The organism is Methylocapsa polymorpha, assembly GCF_045689225.1.
Lineage (GTDB): Bacteria > Pseudomonadota > Alphaproteobacteria > Rhizobiales > Beijerinckiaceae > Methylocapsa > Methylocapsa polymorpha.
This window is the reverse complement of the sequence record NZ_CP136862.1, coordinates 2,314,957-2,332,123: the sequence shown is the minus strand read 5'-3', so window position 1 is coordinate 2,332,123 and position 17,167 is coordinate 2,314,957. Positions and strand designations below refer to the sequence as shown.

The window sequence follows — 17,167 nt, the reverse complement described above, 5'->3', positions numbered from 1 at the left end:
GTTCTTCTTGTTCCTCTGAAGCCCCGATACGCGGCAGCGCCCATTTTTGATCGCATTTTGTTCCGCTCGTGGCTATGATTAAGATGCCGAATCGCCGTTGCTGACCTTCGGGCTCCTTGGGAGCGCCGTCAGGACCAGCGGCGGCACAAGCGGGGCGATTAGCCTCTCTTGGCGGGTTGGTGGCTCGGTGACAATTGTCGCCGCGCTCAGGCCCGGAGACGGTCCGCGCCCCCCGGCTGGACAGCGTGCGACTGGAGTTACGCCTATGTGGTACTGTGAGACGGTCGCCGAACAATTATGTCCTCTGCCGGACGGAGCCGCGTGCGAGCTTGACACCGCCAAAAAGCTGATAAGCTGAACGGGGGTGCGCGCGAGCGCGGCAGCGGGAGCAAAAACCAACGGGCCAGTCGGGGCGTCGCCCCAGGCTGACCGTTGCGACGATCTTTGTCGCTTTGACCTTCGGGCTCCTTGGGAGCGCCGTCAGGACCAGCGGCGGCACAAGCGGGGCGATTAGCCTCTCTTGGCGGGTTGGTGGCTCGGTGACAATTGTCGCCGCGCTCAGGCCCGGAGACGCTCCGTAGCCGGGGAGAACTATGCTCACAGTCCCCAAAGCTACCGTAAAGAAACGGCCTTTGACGGCTGGCCTTGCGAGTCGCGTGCGCGAGACAGCAACCCTACTTCAGGCATGGCACGCGATACGCCGAAACGGTGAAACCTCGCGGAGCCCACAGACACGCGAAGCCACCAGGAAATTTGGTGCCGATCTTCCGCGCCAATTGCGCCGTATCCAAGAGCGCCTGCGCAGATCACCTTACGTATTTGCCCCTCAGATTGGCGCAACTCCCGAAAAGGCAAAAGGCAAAGGCAAACGTCCGCTTGTGATTGCCCCCTTAGAGGATCGCATCGTTCAGCGCGCCATTTTGGACGTCTTGCAAGACGCAAATGAGCTGCCGAAAGTACAGGAAGTGCTTGCTACCCCAACTTCGATCGGGGGTATTCGTGGTCGAGGTGTGGAGCATGCAATCAAATTAATTCAGGAAGCACACGGTCAAGCGAATGCGAACTTCGTGGCTGGTTCTGATATATCCGGCTTCTTCACGAGAATCAGTCAGGCTGAGGTTGTGACTTTTCTCAGAGAACAAACCGATGATGAGGAGTTTTTGGACCTGTTTACGCGCGCGCTTCGCGTAGAACTGGTGAATGCGAATGAAATGGACCCCGACGACCTTAAGATGTTCCCCACCGACGATATCGGTGTGGCGCAAGGTTGCCCACTTTCGGCATTCGCCGGGAATGTTGCCCTTCGGACGTTCGATACGAAGCTGAACGGGAAAGGCATAATCTGCATACGCTATATCGATGACTTCATATTGCTCGGAAAGCGCAAGGAAGCCGTCGCAAAGGCGTTCGACAGCGCTAGCGCTCATCTGGCAAAAATGGGAATGTCGATCTACAGACCTGAAGAACGGCCTGACAAGGCGTTCTTCGGATCGATCGGCGAAAATTTTGAGTTCCTTGGGTACCAGCTTGTACCGGGCGTCTACCCACCCGCAAAAAAGAACCGCGATCAGATCATTGAGTCCGTCCGCAAGGAATTCGAGCAAGGCCGCGCACATATCCTGCGAGCCTCGCACCGCGACATTGGAGGCAAACCGCTTCAGCTTTACGCGCAAACCCTTGTGGCGGTCGATGAATTACTGCGTGCGTGGAGCGGGTCGTTTCGCGCGAGCCGCTGCCTTAAGACTGCTAGGGAGGTCGACGAAGCAGTGAACGAGCTTATCAGCGGCTTCATTGCCTTCTATAGAGAAAATGTCGAGGGGCGCGACAAGACAGATCGTCGTCGCTTGTTAGGCATTCATGTTTTAGCGGACGATGTTCGACGAAGATTACGCGGTTAGAATCAACGACGTTAGCACATTGGCCTTTCCACAACGCTACTGCCGTCAGGTGGCGACCTGCATCCCCACTTTGTCATTCCTTTGGAACATCCTTGACGCGACCCTTGGACCATGCGCGGAAGAACACAGGCGTCGCGGCTCGTCGTATGGTGGAACTCTTTGTGGAGAAACCAGGCCCTAGAAATACGAAACTCGCCCAGGAGGCGGGGCGGTGGCCCGGCAAAGCGTTGCCAAAACACGTCAGAGCTAAATTGGCTTGCCCGACTTCTATGACGCAAAGACGAAATCACCTGTTTTGTCCTTGACGAGTTCCACACAGATAACCAGAACCCGCACGCGCCGCGCCTTCATGAGCGGAAAGACCGCAATTGACCCACGGCTGCTTCGCGAGCTTGCGCGATACGGAGAGAGCCAAGACCCGAAAAATGTTGGTATTTTTGTTGGTACATAAATTTATTTCTATAATATATACATGTTAATTCAAATAGTTACATCTGCAGTTCGACTCTCCTGCAAGTAGCTTATATTACATAGTAATTAGAACTGACGCAGAACCTTAGCCTAGACCATTAGCGCGTTGTGTGAGCACTATGTAAGCAGACGGATCGAAACCGCTGCTTCCAGCGGGCGCACCCCCCTCCCCCATTTCAGACAGATCACCTCACGACCTTCTAGGTCCTCTAGCCCCCTCTCTTCTTATTCCTCTTTTCTTGGTTAAAGAGAGAAGCCATCCAAGCCCTCCAAAAGTCGAGCGTTTGCGCCTGCGACCGCCGCCCGGAGATTTCCGCAAGGGCGTGGATTGAGACGAAAGATGGGATAGCGCGCCTGTCCGCGGGTCCTTCCCTCTCCCTTTTTGCCTTGCGCCGCCGCCGCAGGCCGGGATTTGTCCAGTAGGTCGGCCTCGGGGATCGGTTCGCCGGTGAAAGCCCGCGGCGACCAACGCTCGATAAAGAAGGGCGCGATCGCATGGTCCGCGCTGCGTGAATCGGCCTTGGCCATATCAACGAATCTCTTTCGCAGGCGCGCATCAACCCGCCGCCGTCAGGCAAAAGTCGGGAGATGCGCGCAAGCCATTTAGCGCATATTCATGCAGCGCCAATAAGCTCTCCGAACAGCGACCGCGCCTCAATGCGTGGCGTAGATCTGGTCGAAAACGCCGCCGTCGGCGAAGAACTTCGACTGCGTCTTGGCCCAGCCGCCGAAATCGCGGTCGACCGTCACGAGCGGGATCTTCGCCAGGCGCGCCAGATCTTCGGGGGCGGCAGCTTCCGGCTTGACCGGATGATAATAGTTCTTGGCGATGATCGCCTGCGCCTTTGGAGTATAGAGAAAATCGAGATAGGCCTCGGCCAGCTTGCGCGTCTTCTTGGCGTCGACATTGCCGTCAACCAGCGCGACAGGCGGCTCGGCGAGCACGGACAGGGACGGGGTGACAATATCAAACTGGTCCTTGCCGAATTCCTCAGAGACGAGAAAGGCGTCGTTCTCCCAGGAGATCAGCACGTCGCCCAAGCCCCGCTGCGCGAAACTGATGGTCGCGCCGCGCGCGCCCGTATCGAGAACAGGCGTATTCTTGTAGATTGCGCCGACGAATTCCTTCACCTTGGCTTCGTCGCCGTTGAACTTCTTCGCCGCATAGCCCCAGGCGGCAAGAAAATTCCAACGCGCTCCGCCCGACGTCTTCGGATTGGGGGTGATTACAGAGACGCCGGGCTTGATCAGATCATCCCAGTCCTTGATGCCTTTTGGGTTGCCCTTGCGAACCACGAGCACGATGGTCGACGTATAGGGCGTCGAATTATTTGGCAGCCGCTTCTGCCAATCGACAGGGATCTTTCCAGTCTTCGCGGCGATCGTATCGATGTCGGCCGCGAGCGCCAGAGTGACCACATCGGCGTTCAGGCCGTCGATCACGGCGCGCGCCTGCGCGCCAGAGCCGCCATGAGACGCGCGCACCGCGACGGTCTCGCCGGTCTTTGCCTTCCAATCGGCGACGAATGCCTCGTTGATCGCCCGATAGAGCTCCCTAGTCGGATCATAGGACACGTTGAGAAGCGTTTCTTCCGCCCGTGCGACGCCCTGCGGACAGGCGAATAATGCGATAGTCAGACACGCTATGCCAAAAGCCTGGAGCGCCGAGTAGCGTCCGAGGCGGTTACGCCGAAGCCAAGTCATTTCATGCTCCCGTCAGTTCTCTATCATTCCTATAGATGAACTGCGGGCAGTCAAGCTGCCGGCCGCCAATTTTTATCTGCGGCAATCGGCCCGGCGATCGGAGGCTAAAGTCAATCGCTCGCCAGGATCACGTGCGAAGTTTTGAAAATCGCCCAGACCTTTACGCCAGGCGCGATTCCGAGGTCCTCAGCCCCTTCCCGCGTGACGACCGATATGATGGTCTTGCCGCCTCCAATATCGACCGTGACCTCGCTATCGATGCCGCCATCGGCGCGGTCGACCACGACGCCTGGAATCTTATTGCGCGCCGAGATGCGCAGCGCTTCGTCCTTCGGGGCCAGCATGACGGAGGAGGCGTTGACCATCGCGACGACGGAACGGCCCAGCGTCAAGCCGAGTTCGGCTATGCTCGCATTGGTTATGATCGACGCAATCTCGATCTCGGGCGTAACCTTGAGCTTTATTTCAACATTGACGGGCGCAGGGATGATTTCGACGACTTGGCAATGAAAGGCGTTGCGGACGCTGAGCTTCAGGCCGATGCCCCAGAACAGGAGGTCCTGTTCATGCTCCAGGCCCTCCTCGACTATGGCGTTGGAAATCCGGCCGAGCTTTTCTTCGAGGCGGCGGAAGGCGGTGATCAAGCGCCGTCCCTCGTCGGTCACCTCCGCGCCGCCGCCGCGCGGCCCGCCCGTATGCGTTATGAAGGCCGGCCGTGGCAGAAGATTGTTGATCGCGTTGACCGCGTCCCACGCTGTTTTATAGCTGAACCCCGCGATTTCCGCGGCCTTGGTGATGCTGCCGTGCTGGATCACGGCTTCAAGCAAGGTAACCCGCTCACGGCCGACAAGCAGCCTTCCATCGGCGCGCAGCGCCAGCAAAGTATCTATTTTTCCGGGCAAGGTTCGAGGCAATTTGTCCTCCGCAAACTCCCTAGATGCACGAATTTTTTAGGTGGGACAACTAGAATTAGAGAAATTCTTATCAGGTAATATAGTTCACTTACGTTATAGGCCAACCTGCAGCATGCTCGTGCAAATCGGGATCTCAAGCCTTCTATATTGGCCCGTATATTGACTGGACGCGCAACTTCAAGCGAAGCTGCTCTCCGCCCGCATTCACACCACTTCGACTGTGGGCGCGGCGAACAAAGCCCCCGCGGCGCCATGCGCCCGAAGCGCAGCCGCGGGCAGTTCATGAACCTCATTGTTCGGCGCTTGTTCGAGCAGCGCCTCGATCCGAGCCCGCGAACGCGCGAGCAGAGCCTCATCCAAGCGGCCCCGATCGATCGCGCCGACAATCGCTTCGGCGAAACGGCGGGCGCGTTCGGTATCGGTGAAATGGGCGCAGACCATCAGCATGTCGCAGCCCGCGGCCATGAAATTGGCTGCGGCGTCCGGAGCGTCGAAAATTCCATTCATCGCGGCCATGCCGACATCGTCCGAAACTGCGACGCCGGCGAAGCCGAGTTCATCGCGCAGAATCTGCGTGATGAAGCGCCGCGACAGGGTGACCGGCGCGTCGGCGTCAATGGCTGGAAACAGAATATGCGAGGTCATGAGCATGCCCAGCCCGGCGTCGATGGCGGCGGCGAAAGGCTTCAATTCCCGCTGGCGGAGCGCGTCGATCCCGAGATCCAACACGGGCAGGCCGAGATGGGAGTCCATGCTCGTGTCGCCATGACCCGGAAAATGCTTGCCGCACGCAATGACTTTTTCCTCTTGCATGGCGCGCATGAAAGGAAGCGCCGCCGCGATCACCGCGTCCGCCGACATCCCAAAAGCGCGCTCGCCGATCACCGGATTTTTCGGGTTGGTGTGAATGTCGAGCACCGGCGCGAAGTTCAGGTTGACGCCGAGCGAAGCCAGTTCACGTCCTATCGCCCGGCCCACTTCGGCGGCATGTTCCGCCCATTGTGCGGCATAGGCGAAACGCGTAATGGGCGGCGGCGTCCGGCATACGCGGCCGCCCTCGTGATCGATCGCGATGAACATCCGCCGCCGTCCCGTCGCGGCGCGAATGTCGTCGATGAGGCGCGCATGGATTTCGAGCCAGGCTTCGTAAGGCAGATCATGACGGAAGTTGCTTTTATACAGGATTACGCCGGCGGGGCGCAGATCGTTGAGCAAAACCCGGTCGAGATCATGCAGAACAGGCGTTGGCCGCAGGCCTACCAGAAAATGGTCGCCGACGGCGGCGATGGAATCCTTGAGCATTATGGCGCGTCCCAGCCGAATCAATCTTGCATGATTGTCGGAGCATTTCCGTTGGCGCAAGAGCCGCCAGCCAAGAAAGCCCGAACATGATCGCTTTGCAGCCTGACGATCAGGCTTCTATTTGTTTTCACTGATGAATGATCTAATCCGATAGATCTTATCGAAAGCCGTGATTTAGCATCGCGCCAGCGTATTTCCATGCTCACGAGATGGCTGGCCGAGCGGCTGTCGCCGGATCATTCCTGTCGTCGCGCCAGCCCGGATGATTGAAATGAATGACAAAGTCGCCGTTGTATGACGCGACGGCGTCGTCAAACGTCAACTGGCCGATACGACGCCAATTCTTGAAGCTTCGCCGCACATGTCCAAGAAAGTTGCGCATCGTCCCTTCGTCCGTCACTTCAATATGGAACGTGAGCTTGCGTTTTGGAGCGGCGTCGCCCTTGTCGAAAATCTGCGCCATCACTTCGTCGCGGAGATCCAGGGCCTGGCCTTCGATCCTGGGCTGATCGGCCGCAACAATAAGGCGCATAAACATGGGCGCGCGCGTAAGTTCGTCTCTGGGCTTGCCGAGTTCGGCGATCTGGTAAAGCTGACGTAAAATCGCTTTCTTATCGACGAGCGTAAAGACAACAAGCGTAATCACTGAAATGAGCAGAAGCGGAATGCTTTTGCCGCGAGGCCATGGCGTGACATCGGGCGCGTTTCGAAGCTCGGCGTCATTGATATATTCCGTATGGTCCCCGCCGAGATCTTCCTGGGTAAAGAAATTCGCCGTCCGAAGCAGTTCGGCGTGATCGGGATCGGTCGTTGGAAATAGCTTGCCGACAAGCGCCAAGGATCGCGTTTGACCGCGCACGACGACGTTGCTCGAATAACGCCCGACGACCAGGGCTTGGCTTCCTTTCCTGAAATAGCCCGAATATTCGGTCTCTTCAGTAATCTCCCATAAGCCCGTCAGGCAAACGCCATTTGGATGTATGAGGCGTCTGAATCCTCTTCTGTCCGGACCCCAGCGCAAATCCGAATGGGAGTCGACGGTGCGCTCCGCGGCCTTCCGCAGCAGATAGCGCCGGCTGAAGACGCCGCGCAGGGCGCCCGAAAGCGTCGCCTTGTAATAAGGCGGAGGCGATTCGCCCTCGCCGCCCCAAACTTTCTGATAAGGATTAGCGAACACGGCGTCCCGCACATCGCGAAAGCGCGATCCGCCATAACCCCAATCTTCTTCAGTGAATTCTTCGATTCCAAAATATTCTGGTTCCATGACGCGCTCCATCATCGTAAAGCGACAGTCCCATAAAGGCATTATTTGGAAAGCCAGACTATAGAGTTTAGGGCTTCAAAAGAGCTGTTCGACTTTTTTGATCTAGACATGCTCACAATACTTGAATTTGAGCCGCCTCTCCACCGAGTAAATCCATTGGATCGAGACGCGCTATAGCGCGAGGTCAGCCTCGCGCGGCTGCGCCATAATGAGCGGATGGCGTCATCGCGCCGAAGCTCAATCCGAGAGCGGCCCACAATACCGCCTGGACGCCCAAGGAGGCCAGACGAAAACGCCGGAGAAGATCGGCCGGAAATTCCGTGGGGACTTCATCGACCGGCGGCAGCAAAAAAGCTGCGGCGCCGACGGCGGCGACAAAGAGGGCGGCGCAAGCGAACCCGGCGTTCCAATCGCCCACCCGATCCGCAAGCCATTGTCCGATCATCGCCACGATGATCATCGCCAAGAGCGAGCCAAGCGCCATGATGAAATAGAGGGCCGTGCGCGCGCCGATCGTCTCGGCCGCGCCGATCGCGGGAGGATTGGCCGGATATTTCAACGCAGGAACAAGCGCGATCGCGACAAAGCCGGCGCCGGCGAGAAACGCCGACACGATGCGAGGATCCGTCCCGCCAATGCGGCCGTAAGCGAAGGCGAAGGCCAAACCAAAGACCCCGCCAAGAGCCGCGCCATAAACCGCGCCGGCGGTCAAAAGTCCCGCGCCGCGCTGAACCTCGCGACTTACGATTGCAGGCTCAGGCGGTTCGCCGGCGGCTTGCGCCGCGGCGCTTTCGTAAGCGATCGCGCGCTCGATCGACGGCTCGCCGATAAGCGCCCCAAACATAACGGCAAGAAGTCCCGCGAGGACGCCGGCTAGCATTCCGCGCAACAGAAGAGAGCCAACCATGTGCGGCGCCTCAATGGCAGGGAAAGCCCATGAGATGGCGTCCGTCATGGACAAATTCATGGATATAATGGCCGGAGATCAGCGCGGTCGCGCCCTGCTCCGCCCCGACGAAATAAATCGCCAAGAGAGCGAGAAGGCCGCCGAAAGCGAGCCAAGGCAGAATGTCGCGGACGGGAATCGGAGCCGGCCGGGCGGCGGCGGGCGCGTAAAGGGCGTTGCTCATGTCGTGACTCCTGGGATGACGCGTCCCTTCTTCATCGCTCCGGAAAGGGAAGGTCTGGCTCGCGACGGTCCGGCCAAGCTTTAAGCTGCTCCGCCGAGGCCCTTCGCTGACAGTGGCGCGACCGCGGCGGATTTGCACCGCCTTCTTCGCATCCCGGTAAGCGCGACCGTATGGCCGGCGCCGAATTCTGTCAACCAAGACGCAGATATTTGAGGGAATGGCCGCAACCAGGCGCCGGGGAAATTCATTGGCGATCAACCGCGAGCGCTTGCGCGGAACCACTCTAGTGATCAGGCGTTGGAAAAGCATGATCGCCGCATTTGACCTGCTCGAAGCCCTGCCGGTCGCCGTTTACACGACCGACGCCGAGGGCTGCATCACCTTCTACAACGAAGCAGCAGCGGAGCTTTGGGGACAACGGCCGGAGCGTGGGACGAAATGGTGCGGGTCATGGCGCCTCTATTGGCCCGATGGTCGGCCTATGCCGCATGACGAATGCCCCATCGCGACAACGCTGACGGAAGGCCGGCCGGTCCAAGGGATCGAAGCCATTATCGAGAGGCGTGACGGCTCGCGCGTGCCTTTCATTCCTTATCCGACCCTATTGAGGGACGAGTCGGGTCGCGTGACCGGAGCGATAAACCTGCTTGTCAACATCGCCGACCGCAAGCACGCGGAAATCCAATCGGCGCGCCTCGCCGCCATTGTCGCCTCTTCTGACGACGCCATCATCAGCAAGACCCTGAATGGCCAGATCACCTCGTGGAATGCCGGAGCGACGCGCATCTTCGGCTATGAGCCGGACGAGATCATTGGCCAATCGATCACCCGCATCATCCCGCCGGAGCTGCGTCAGGAAGAGGAGGTGATTCTTGCGAAACTCCAGCGCGGCGAACGCATCGACCATTACGACACGACTCGCGTGACGAAGGACGGCCGCCGGGTCAATATCTCCCTTACCGTTTCCCCTTTGCGCGACGAGACCGGAAAGGTGATCGGGGCGTCCAAGGTGGCCCGCGACGTTACCGAGCGAAAGCAGACGGAAGAATTGCAGCGCCTGCTGCTTGACGAGCTCAATCATCGCGTCAAGAACACGCTCGCCACGATTCAGGCGATCGCAAGCCAGTCTCTGCGTAGAGCGGCGAGCCCCGGCGATTTCCTGGAGAGCTTCAATGGCCGGGTTCAAGCATTGGCGCGCGCGCACAATCTTCTGGTCCAAAGAAAAATGAAGGGCGCCGAGTTGACGGACCTCGTGCGCGAGCAGGTGGTGCTCGGCGCGGCGGACTGCGCCAGGGTCTCCGTCTCTGGACCGTTCCTGATTCTAGACGCCCGGGTGGCGGTGCAGCTGGCGCTGGTGTTGCATGAGCTTGGCACGAATGCGCGGAAATATGGCGCTCTTTCCGCTTCTGCGCCAGCCGGACAGCTCTCGATCAGCTGGAAGATGCAAACGGATGGCGAGCGCGAGTTGCTTCTGGAATGGAGCGAGAGCGGCGTCCCAAACCTGAGCGCGCCGACGTCGCGTGGTTTTGGCGCGACGCTCATTGAGCGATCGCTCGAAGCCAATGGCGGCGAAGCCGCCATTAGATATGGCGCGGATGGCGTCGTGTGCCAGATCAGACTGCCCCTGCCCGAGGAATCCAAACAGAGCGCAGCCCTTCACGCGGCGCCCGCGACGCGCAAGAATGAGCCCAGGCTGGATCGGGAGGCGCTTCCTGCCGCTTTGCGTGGGAGGCGGATATTAATCGTTGAGGACGAGCCGCTCGTCGCCATGGAAATCGAATCGCTACTGGCGTCCACGGGCTGCGAAATCATTGGACCAGCCGCGACGATCCAAACCGCAAAGCGATTCATCGCGGATGCGACTATCGACGCCGCTCTCATCGACGCCAACCTCGCAGGCCATCCAGTTCATGAACTCGCGGCGGCGTTGACCCAAAAAAACATCCCCTTCGCATTCGCCACCGGCTATGGACGCGAAGCTCTCCCCCTCGGATTCCGCGACGCGCCTGTCCTTACGAAGCCGTTCAGCCGAAGCCAACTGCTCGTGGTGATTGAGGCCCTGCTGAAGGAGCTTGCCGCGCACGTCGCCTAGCTGCTCAGGCGGCAGGGCCGGCCGCGACGCCGATGCGCATCCGCGAAGTCGAAAATTTGGCTCCGAGGTCACTCAGAAATAGCGTAACGGACCAGAGGGTCGCGGAGTCGCTCCGCGGCCCTTTTCTGCGATGCGCATATGGCGTCTTGCGCGTCATAATTTTAGGCCAGGTAAGTTTTTACGCGCCCGGCGGCGGCGCAGCCCCGCGCTTAAACATTGGAGCCCAAACTATGACCTGCGATAAGATCATGCTGATCCGCCATTCGGAAAGGCCGAGCGCCGACAAAAAATTCCGCGGCGTGAACCTGGAAGGCCGCAAGGATAAGGAATCGCTAAGCGTGCGCGGCTGGCAGCGCGCCGGCGCGCTTGTGCGCTTCTTCGCGCCGCGCGACAATCATTTCGTCCATCCAGCCCTCGCACGGCCGCAAACCCTTTATGCGTGCAAGGCGGCGCCGGAAGATCCAAGCCTCCGGCCGCAGAACAGTTTGCTGCCGCTCGCCGAGCTGCTGAATGCTGAATCCAAAGTCGAATTCAACCGCGATTATTTCGAAGGCGAAGAAGCGGCCCTCGTGCAAAAAGCGCTCGCGGCGCCGGGTCCCGCATTGATCGCCTGGAAACATCTCACCATGCATGTGATCGCCAATGCTATTCTCGGCGATGACACGACAGCGCCGCAATATTGGCCGTTCGAGCGTGTTGACCTTGTGTGGGTTTTCGACCGGCGCGGGGGCGCCTGGACCTTTACGCAAGTTCCCCAGCTTCTCCTCGCCGGTGATCGCGCCGATGTCGTCGAATAGGCCATGGCGGCGGCTTTACGGCGGGGACGGCTTGCGGCTATGTCAAGGCTCTGCTCCGGGAGCGCAAGATCATGGCGGCTGAAAAAGGCCCAAGACATCGCTTTGAGCGCATCGCCTTTTTGTCCTCCGGCGCGCCGGAGGCGACGGCGGCGCTTCACGAGCTCGTCGCGCGATATGGCAATGTCCATCCGGAGGCGGCCGACGTCATCGTCGCGCTCGGCGGCGACGGCCTCATGCTGCAGACGCTGCATCGCTTCATGGGCGCGAACAAGCCGATCTACGGGATGAATCGCGGCACGGTCGGCTTTCTCATGAATGAGTTTCATGGACCGGACCTCATCCAGCGCCTCGATGAGGCCGAGGCCTCGATCGTGCATCCTTTGCTGATGAACGCGATCGACATGGAAGGCGAAAGCGTCAAGGCGCGGGCGATCAACGAAGTCTCCCTCATGCGCCAGTCCTATCAGGTGGCGAAAATGCGGATCTCGATTGACGGCAGGGAGAGGCTGGGCGAGCTTGCGGCCGATGGCCTCCTCGTCGCGACGCCCGTCGGCTCAACCGCCTATAATCTTTCGGCGCATGGCCCAATTCTGCCGCTCGACGCCACAATGGTGGCGCTGACGCCGATCTCCGCCTTTCGTCCGCGCGGCTGGCGCGGCGCATTGCTGTCCGACAAAATGCGGATCACCATCGATATTCTCGAAGCCGACAAGCGCCCGGTCGCCGCCGTCGCCGATCATTTCGAGCTGAAGAACATCATCAAGGTGACCGTCGCCATGGATCACGCCACGGGGCTCACGCTCCTCCATGATCCCGGCCATTCACTCAACGAACAGATCTTGCGCGAACAGTTCGGATATTGAGACATGGTCGAAGACATTCGCATTCTCAGCCGACAGGTCCTCGCTCGCGGGCGCGGCCTTTTGGAGCAGATTATGCTCGAGCGCAGGCGCTTTGACGGCCGCCTGCAAAGCGTGACCCGCGAAGTCTATGACACCGGCGACGGCGCCGCGATTCTGCTCTATGACCCCGATCGCGCGCGGGTGGTCTTGGTGCGCCAGTTCCGCGCGCCGGCTTTTCTCTCGGGCGGCCATGAAGGGCTGATCGAAGTCTGCGCCGGCAGGCTCGAAGGCGCCGACGCCGAAGCGCGAATCGTGAAAGAGGCCGAAGAGGAGACCGGATTTGCAGTGCGCCATCCACAACGACTCTTCGAAGCCTATATGAGTCCGGGCTATTTTTGCGAAAGACTCACGTTCTTCGTCGCGCAATATGAGCCGAGGGACCGCACCGGCGACGGCGGCGGGCTCGAAGAAGAAGGCGAGGACATCGAGGTCTTGGAGCCGACGCTTGACGAAGCGCTCGCCATGATCGAGCGCGGCGAAATCATCGACGCCAAGACGATTTTGCTTTTGCAATACGCCAAGCTCGCCGGCCTGATGCGCGGCGGCGAGCGGGCCTGAGCAAGACTGAAAAACCAATGCAGGGCGGACGCAGATGAGCAATGAACCGCAAGTCGCAATGGCGGAGGGCTCCCCGCGCCACAAGCGCGGCGGGCTCTATTACGAGGATTTCGTCATCGGCGCGACGATCGAGCATCGCCTGACCCGGACCGTCACGCAAATGGACAATATGCTGTTCTCCAACATGACGCTCAATCCGCAGCCGTTGCATATCGACGCCCATTTCTGCGCGACCGAGACCGAGTGGGGAAAGCCTTTGATAAATTCCCTTTTCACGCTCGGCCTGATGATCGGCATTTCGGTGAACGACCTTACGCTCGGCACCACCATCGCCAATCTCGGCATGACCGAGGTCAGGTTTCCGGCGCCTCTCTTCGAAGGCGACACGGTTCATGCGACGACGGAGGTCGCGGCGAAACGAGAGTCGAAATCAAGACCCGACGCCGGCGTTGTCGAATTCATCCATCGCGCCTATCGCCAGGACGGCGCGCTCGTCGCCGAATGTCGCCGCCAGGCCTTCATGAAGAAGAGGCCGGCTTGAGCTTTGATCAAAACCTCGCGTAGGTCTTTCATGCGCTCTCAGCTTTTCGTTCCAGCCGATAGCGAAAAGAAGCTCGAGAAGGCTTTCGCCGCCGGCGCGGATTGCCTGTTTCTGGACCTCGAGGACTCTGTCGCCGCTGTCGCCAAGCCGAAGGCGCGGCAGACGGTTTTGAGCTTCATTCAAGAGGCGAAGAGCAAGGGTCCGCGTCCGCTCCTCTATGTGCGCGTCAACGCGCTCGACTCGGGGCTAATCGACGCCGATCTCGACGCCGTCATGCAGGCGGCGCCCGATGGCGTTCTGCTGCCGAAATGCGTCAGCGCCGCAGCGTTGCAACATCTCGGCGCCAAGCTCGCGGTCAAGGAGGCCGAGCATGATCTGGCCGATGGCGCGACGCGCGTCATCGCGATCGTCACGGAGACGGCGGCTTCGCTCTTCAACATGGGCGGCTATGCGGGCGCAAGCGAGCGCCTCACGGGCCTCGCCTGGAGCGCCGAGGATCTCTCGGCCTGTCTCGGCGCCGAGACGAATCGCGGCCCCGACGGCGCCTATACGGCGCCTTATGCGCTCGCGCGGAGCCTCACGCTCTTCGCCGCGAGCGCGGCCGATGTCACGGCGATCGATGCGGTCTATCTCAATTTTCGCGACCTTGCCGGATTTCGCTTGGAATGCGAGGCGGCGCGGCGCGACGGCTTTACCGCCAAGATGGCCATTCATCCGGCGCAGGTCGCCATCATCAACGAGGTCTTTACGCCTTCGCAAGGGACGATCGAAAAAGCGCGCGCCATAGTCGCGGCCTTCGCAGCCGAGCCGGAAGCCGGGGTCGTCAGCCTTGACGGCGAGATGCTCGACCGGCCCCATCTCGTCAGGGCGCGGCGGCTGCTGGAGCGCTTGCCCAAATGAACGCGACGGTCGCACCGCAGGCGAAAGCGCAAGCCCGCCTAAGCCCATTCAAAGCTTTGAAGCGACGCTTTTGCTGCGCCCCACGGCAGATAGATCGAAGGGAACGAATCCGAGCTCGAGCGCCGGACTATCCGGCCGCAGGCTGAAGTCGCCTGCCGCGGGATTTATGAAAAGAGGATCGGCGTTGATCTTCGAGTTGACGTCATAACCGGCGCGCCGCCATTCGGCAAAGGTCAAATCCGGCGCATAATTCGTGATGGCCGATCTATATTTGAAATAGAGATTCTTGTCGGCGACAATCGGCTTCTGAGACAATCCCACATTCGGGCTTCCATGATTCCAAAACCACGCATTCACGCTCCAAGCGTCTGTAGAGTCATCGTCGAATGCGACAATGTTGTTCTGAAAATCCATCGCCGGCGTAATGGAGGCGGGCGTGAGGTTTCCGTCCCCGAACGGATAGGTGAAAATAGGCCGCGCCTTGCCGCCGCCGATCCCAAATGGGACGCCCTTCCGGAACTTGCCATAGAAAATATTGTTGCGAATGACATGGCCGGAGCCCTTCAACACGAGCAGGGCGTTCTCGGCGTCATAAAGCAGATTGTTTCGCACCGCCACATAGGCGGAGTCCCCGTCGATATAGAGCGCGCTATTGTCGCCGCCATAGGCCTGCAGCGCCCCGCCATACACGACCGGATATAGCGTATGAATATCATGGATGCGATTGAACTCGACGGTCGTGTTGGAGCCCCTGAGATTGAGATAAACGCCTCCATAGTCGCTCGCGAGCGCCGCGCCGCGTCCGCCGTCCCAGCCCATTTCATAGACGTGATTGTAGCCTATGTAATTATCATGAGTTTTCGGGTCTACCGATATGCTGTTTGAGACATATTGGTTTTGAACCCTTATTCCCCATGATGGCCCGTGATATACATCATTGTGCGAGATCGCATTATTGGCGCCCTGACCGAGATATATCCCGGTTGAGCAGGTAAACACCTTCCCATAATCATGGACGGAATTATTGCTTATTGTCGTATTGCTCGTCCCGACCAGCGGGACGCCTGAGGCGTAGGGGCCGGAATAGACATTGGGCCAGCTATATTGATAGTCGTCAGCTGCGCCGATCCCCCCGCTTCCGAGATCGTAGAGCTCGTTGTTCGTCGCGGCGTTGCCGCTCGATCCGGGGCCAAAGATGATCCCCTGCTCGCCAAGATTTCGCAGCGTGGCATGATCGATAGTCACGCCGCGCGCGCCAATCGTGGCGATGGCGGCGTAGGGATCAGTCTGGTCATTATTGAAGTGGCCGATATAGCCTCTTGCGAGCGAATATGACCCGGTGTGGGCGAAGGTCAAATTCCGAAACGCGATATTGCCGACGGGATGTCCTGCGCCGCCATAGGCCGCCGCGTTGGAGATCAAAATCAACTGATCCGCAACCGGCGCAACGACCGTCGAATTTGCGGGGGTCTCTCCAAGCCGGGGAACATAGGTCAGCACCCCGGTCGTCCGGTCCAGATACATTTCTCCTACTTGGCCATTCGTTCCCAAATCCTCGTATACATTCTCCCGCCGCCACGGCGTTCCGACCGGCAATGTGTCGTTCAGCGTGTGCGAGTTCATCGTCACGATATGATTGGCCATGTCGATCGATGCGACCGGAATAAGCGACGAGCTGCTGCTCGGGTGAGAGACTCTGATTCTGATCTCGGCGGGATTAGTCCAAGCCGCGGAGATCTCGCCCGCATTGAAGCCGAACCGGTCCGTGTTGGTCGGCGGCTTGGCCGTCGAACGCGTGAGCTTCTCGCGCGCCGCGCCCGAGAATGGCGGCCGGATCGCATCCCTCGCCGCGCTGCCCGAGCTCGCGACCTGGGCCGCGACATGAAAGCGGTCGCCGCCGCGGACCGGCCGGACCGGCCATCCGACGCGCGCGTCATTGACCCATATCTCGTTGAAGGTCCAAGCTCCGCCCTGAACATCCGGGATATGAAGCTTCCAGAACCCTGTAGCGCGATCGACCACGAAGCCCTTGAGAACGCGGCCGCCGCTGATGAGCGCCGACTCTCCCGGATAGGAGGCATAGGTCACGACATGACCTTCGCCGCCGGAATCCGCCAATGTGAAAATCTCCTTGTCGGCAAGGCGATAGGCTCCGCCGCGAAAAATAACCGTCCAATCGCGCGAACGCCCGCCGGCGGCGGCAAGCTTCGCGGCGATGATTTCCTTGGCCCGATGCAGCGTGGCGACCGGGCCCTTTGTCCCGTTCTCGCTTGGCGACTGACCCGTCCAGGCGTCATTCCCGGCAGGCGATACAAAAACGTCCGCCACGGGCGCGTCCCTTTGCGCTGGAAGGGCGCGGCCGGCTCCATTGAGGGCGTCGGACGCGGCCGCAAGCAAAACGACACAGGAAAATGCAATAAAATAGCGGCCCAAAGCCGCCTCGCCATCGAATGCGAGGGGAAAGCGCTTAAAGAGCAAGCGGAAGGCGCGACGCAGCATCGAATTCTCTCGCCTAGATGAAAATACAAAGTTCAAAATTTATCCAAAGAAAGCGTGGCTTTAGGGCATTTTAACGCAAGCGCATCGCTATCGCCAAAACCGCTCGCCCCCCCCGCCGGCGCCGATCGTTCTCTATGTCAATCCTATGCGCAAATTCACGGCTATGACGGAAGTCATCATGCGAACCCGCGCGAC

The 17,167-nt window shown here is 59.7% G+C and carries 14 protein-coding genes and 1 riboswitch; of the genes, 7 read left to right on the top strand and 7 right to left on the bottom strand.

The window, feature by feature from the left end:
- The first annotated feature begins 632 nt into the window (after nucleotides 1–632).
- On the top strand, nucleotides 633–1,898 hold the full coding sequence (locus tag RZS28_RS10695) for a reverse transcriptase domain-containing protein (protein WP_407337748.1): 1,266 nt from the start codon (nucleotides 633–635) through the stop codon (nucleotides 1,896–1,898).
- A 1,125-nt stretch (nucleotides 1,899–3,023) separates the two neighbouring features.
- On the opposite strand, the gene RZS28_RS10690 is transcribed toward RZS28_RS10695, so the two are convergent.
- The 6 genes from RZS28_RS10690 to RZS28_RS10665 form a co-directional block, all read right to left on the bottom strand.
- Nucleotides 3,024–4,073, bottom strand: a complete 1,050-nt coding sequence (locus tag RZS28_RS10690; RefSeq protein ID WP_407337747.1) for a sulfate ABC transporter substrate-binding protein — start codon at nucleotides 4,071–4,073, stop codon at nucleotides 3,024–3,026.
- A 110-nt stretch (nucleotides 4,074–4,183) separates the two neighbouring features.
- Nucleotides 4,184–4,987: a TOBE domain-containing protein gene (locus tag RZS28_RS10685; protein WP_407337746.1), complete on the bottom strand. Its 804-nt coding sequence runs from the start codon at nucleotides 4,985–4,987 to the stop codon at nucleotides 4,184–4,186.
- 204 nt (nucleotides 4,988–5,191) lie between these two features.
- Nucleotides 5,192–6,289 (bottom strand): beta-N-acetylhexosaminidase, encoded by a 1,098-nt coding sequence (nagZ, locus tag RZS28_RS10680; protein ID WP_407337745.1) that lies wholly within the window; start codon nucleotides 6,287–6,289, stop codon nucleotides 5,192–5,194.
- A gap of 202 nt (nucleotides 6,290–6,491) precedes the next feature.
- Entirely contained in the window at nucleotides 6,492–7,553 is a 1,062-nt protein-coding gene (locus RZS28_RS10675) for a hypothetical protein (RefSeq protein ID WP_407337744.1), read from the bottom strand.
- A 184-nt stretch (nucleotides 7,554–7,737) separates the two neighbouring features.
- Nucleotides 7,738–8,460 (bottom strand): CbtA family protein, encoded by a 723-nt coding sequence (locus RZS28_RS10670; RefSeq protein ID WP_407337743.1) that lies wholly within the window; start codon nucleotides 8,458–8,460, stop codon nucleotides 7,738–7,740.
- Nucleotides 8,461–8,470: 10 nt separating this feature from the next.
- On the bottom strand, nucleotides 8,471–8,683 hold the full coding sequence (locus RZS28_RS10665) for a CbtB-domain containing protein (RefSeq protein WP_407337742.1): 213 nt from the start codon (nucleotides 8,681–8,683) through the stop codon (nucleotides 8,471–8,473).
- A gap of 33 nt (nucleotides 8,684–8,716) precedes the next feature.
- A riboswitch (cobalamin riboswitch) is annotated at nucleotides 8,717–8,869 on the bottom strand.
- 121 nt (nucleotides 8,870–8,990) lie between these two features.
- Here RZS28_RS10665 and RZS28_RS10660 point away from each other — a divergent pair.
- The 6 genes from RZS28_RS10660 (at nucleotide 8,991) to RZS28_RS10635 (ending at nucleotide 14,473) form a co-directional block, all read left to right on the top strand.
- Nucleotides 8,991–10,775 (top strand): PAS domain S-box protein, encoded by a 1,785-nt coding sequence (locus tag RZS28_RS10660; RefSeq protein ID WP_407337741.1) that lies wholly within the window; start codon nucleotides 8,991–8,993, stop codon nucleotides 10,773–10,775.
- A 230-nt stretch (nucleotides 10,776–11,005) separates the two neighbouring features.
- Nucleotides 11,006–11,572, top strand: a complete 567-nt coding sequence (locus tag RZS28_RS10655; protein ID WP_407337740.1) for a histidine phosphatase family protein — start codon at nucleotides 11,006–11,008, stop codon at nucleotides 11,570–11,572.
- A 71-nt stretch (nucleotides 11,573–11,643) separates the two neighbouring features.
- Nucleotides 11,644–12,435, top strand: a complete 792-nt coding sequence (locus tag RZS28_RS10650) for an NAD kinase (protein WP_407337739.1) — start codon at nucleotides 11,644–11,646, stop codon at nucleotides 12,433–12,435.
- Between the two features lie 3 nt (nucleotides 12,436–12,438).
- Nucleotides 12,439–13,032 carry an NUDIX domain-containing protein gene (locus RZS28_RS10645; protein WP_407337738.1) on the top strand — a complete coding sequence of 198 codons (594 nt, stop codon included), beginning with the start codon at nucleotides 12,439–12,441 and terminating at the stop codon, nucleotides 13,030–13,032.
- A 34-nt stretch (nucleotides 13,033–13,066) separates the two neighbouring features.
- Entirely contained in the window at nucleotides 13,067–13,573 is a 507-nt protein-coding gene (locus tag RZS28_RS10640) for a MaoC family dehydratase (protein WP_407337737.1), read from the top strand.
- A gap of 30 nt (nucleotides 13,574–13,603) precedes the next feature.
- A complete protein-coding gene (locus RZS28_RS10635) occupies nucleotides 13,604–14,473 on the top strand; it encodes an HpcH/HpaI aldolase/citrate lyase family protein (RefSeq protein WP_407337736.1) in 870 nt (289 codons plus the stop codon).
- 48 nt (nucleotides 14,474–14,521) lie between these two features.
- Here the strand turns inward: RZS28_RS10635 and RZS28_RS10630 are convergent, their stop codons facing one another.
- Nucleotides 14,522–16,801, bottom strand: coding sequence for a right-handed parallel beta-helix repeat-containing protein (locus RZS28_RS10630; protein ID WP_407337735.1), 2,280 nt, complete (start codon nucleotides 16,799–16,801; stop codon nucleotides 14,522–14,524).
- Nucleotides 16,802–17,167: the final 366 nt, after the last annotated feature.

What these genes read in the sequence shown, in the direction of transcription:
- RZS28_RS10640 (WP_407337737.1), top strand. Translation starts at nt 13,067, where the DNA reads ATGAGCAATGAACCGCAAGTCGCAATGGCGGAGGGCTCCCCGCGCCAC.
- RZS28_RS10660 (WP_407337741.1), top strand. Translation starts at nt 8,991, where the DNA reads ATGATCGCCGCATTTGACCTGCTCGAAGCCCTGCCGGTCGCCGTTTAC.
- RZS28_RS10665 (WP_407337742.1), bottom strand. Translation starts at nt 8,683, where the DNA reads ATGAGCAACGCCCTTTACGCGCCCGCCGCCGCCCGGCCGGCTCCGATT.
- RZS28_RS10655 (WP_407337740.1), top strand. Translation starts at nt 11,006, where the DNA reads ATGACCTGCGATAAGATCATGCTGATCCGCCATTCGGAAAGGCCGAGC.
- RZS28_RS10635 (WP_407337736.1), top strand. Translation starts at nt 13,604, where the DNA reads ATGCGCTCTCAGCTTTTCGTTCCAGCCGATAGCGAAAAGAAGCTCGAG.
- RZS28_RS10645 (WP_407337738.1), top strand. Translation starts at nt 12,439, where the DNA reads ATGGTCGAAGACATTCGCATTCTCAGCCGACAGGTCCTCGCTCGCGGG.
- RZS28_RS10650 (WP_407337739.1), top strand. Translation starts at nt 11,644, where the DNA reads ATGGCGGCTGAAAAAGGCCCAAGACATCGCTTTGAGCGCATCGCCTTT.
- RZS28_RS10690 (WP_407337747.1), bottom strand. Translation starts at nt 4,073, where the DNA reads ATGACTTGGCTTCGGCGTAACCGCCTCGGACGCTACTCGGCGCTCCAG.
- RZS28_RS10675 (WP_407337744.1), bottom strand. Translation starts at nt 7,553, where the DNA reads ATGGAACCAGAATATTTTGGAATCGAAGAATTCACTGAAGAAGATTGG.
- nagZ (WP_407337745.1), bottom strand. Translation starts at nt 6,289, where the DNA reads ATGCTCAAGGATTCCATCGCCGCCGTCGGCGACCATTTTCTGGTAGGC.
- RZS28_RS10670 (WP_407337743.1), bottom strand. Translation starts at nt 8,460, where the DNA reads ATGGTTGGCTCTCTTCTGTTGCGCGGAATGCTAGCCGGCGTCCTCGCG.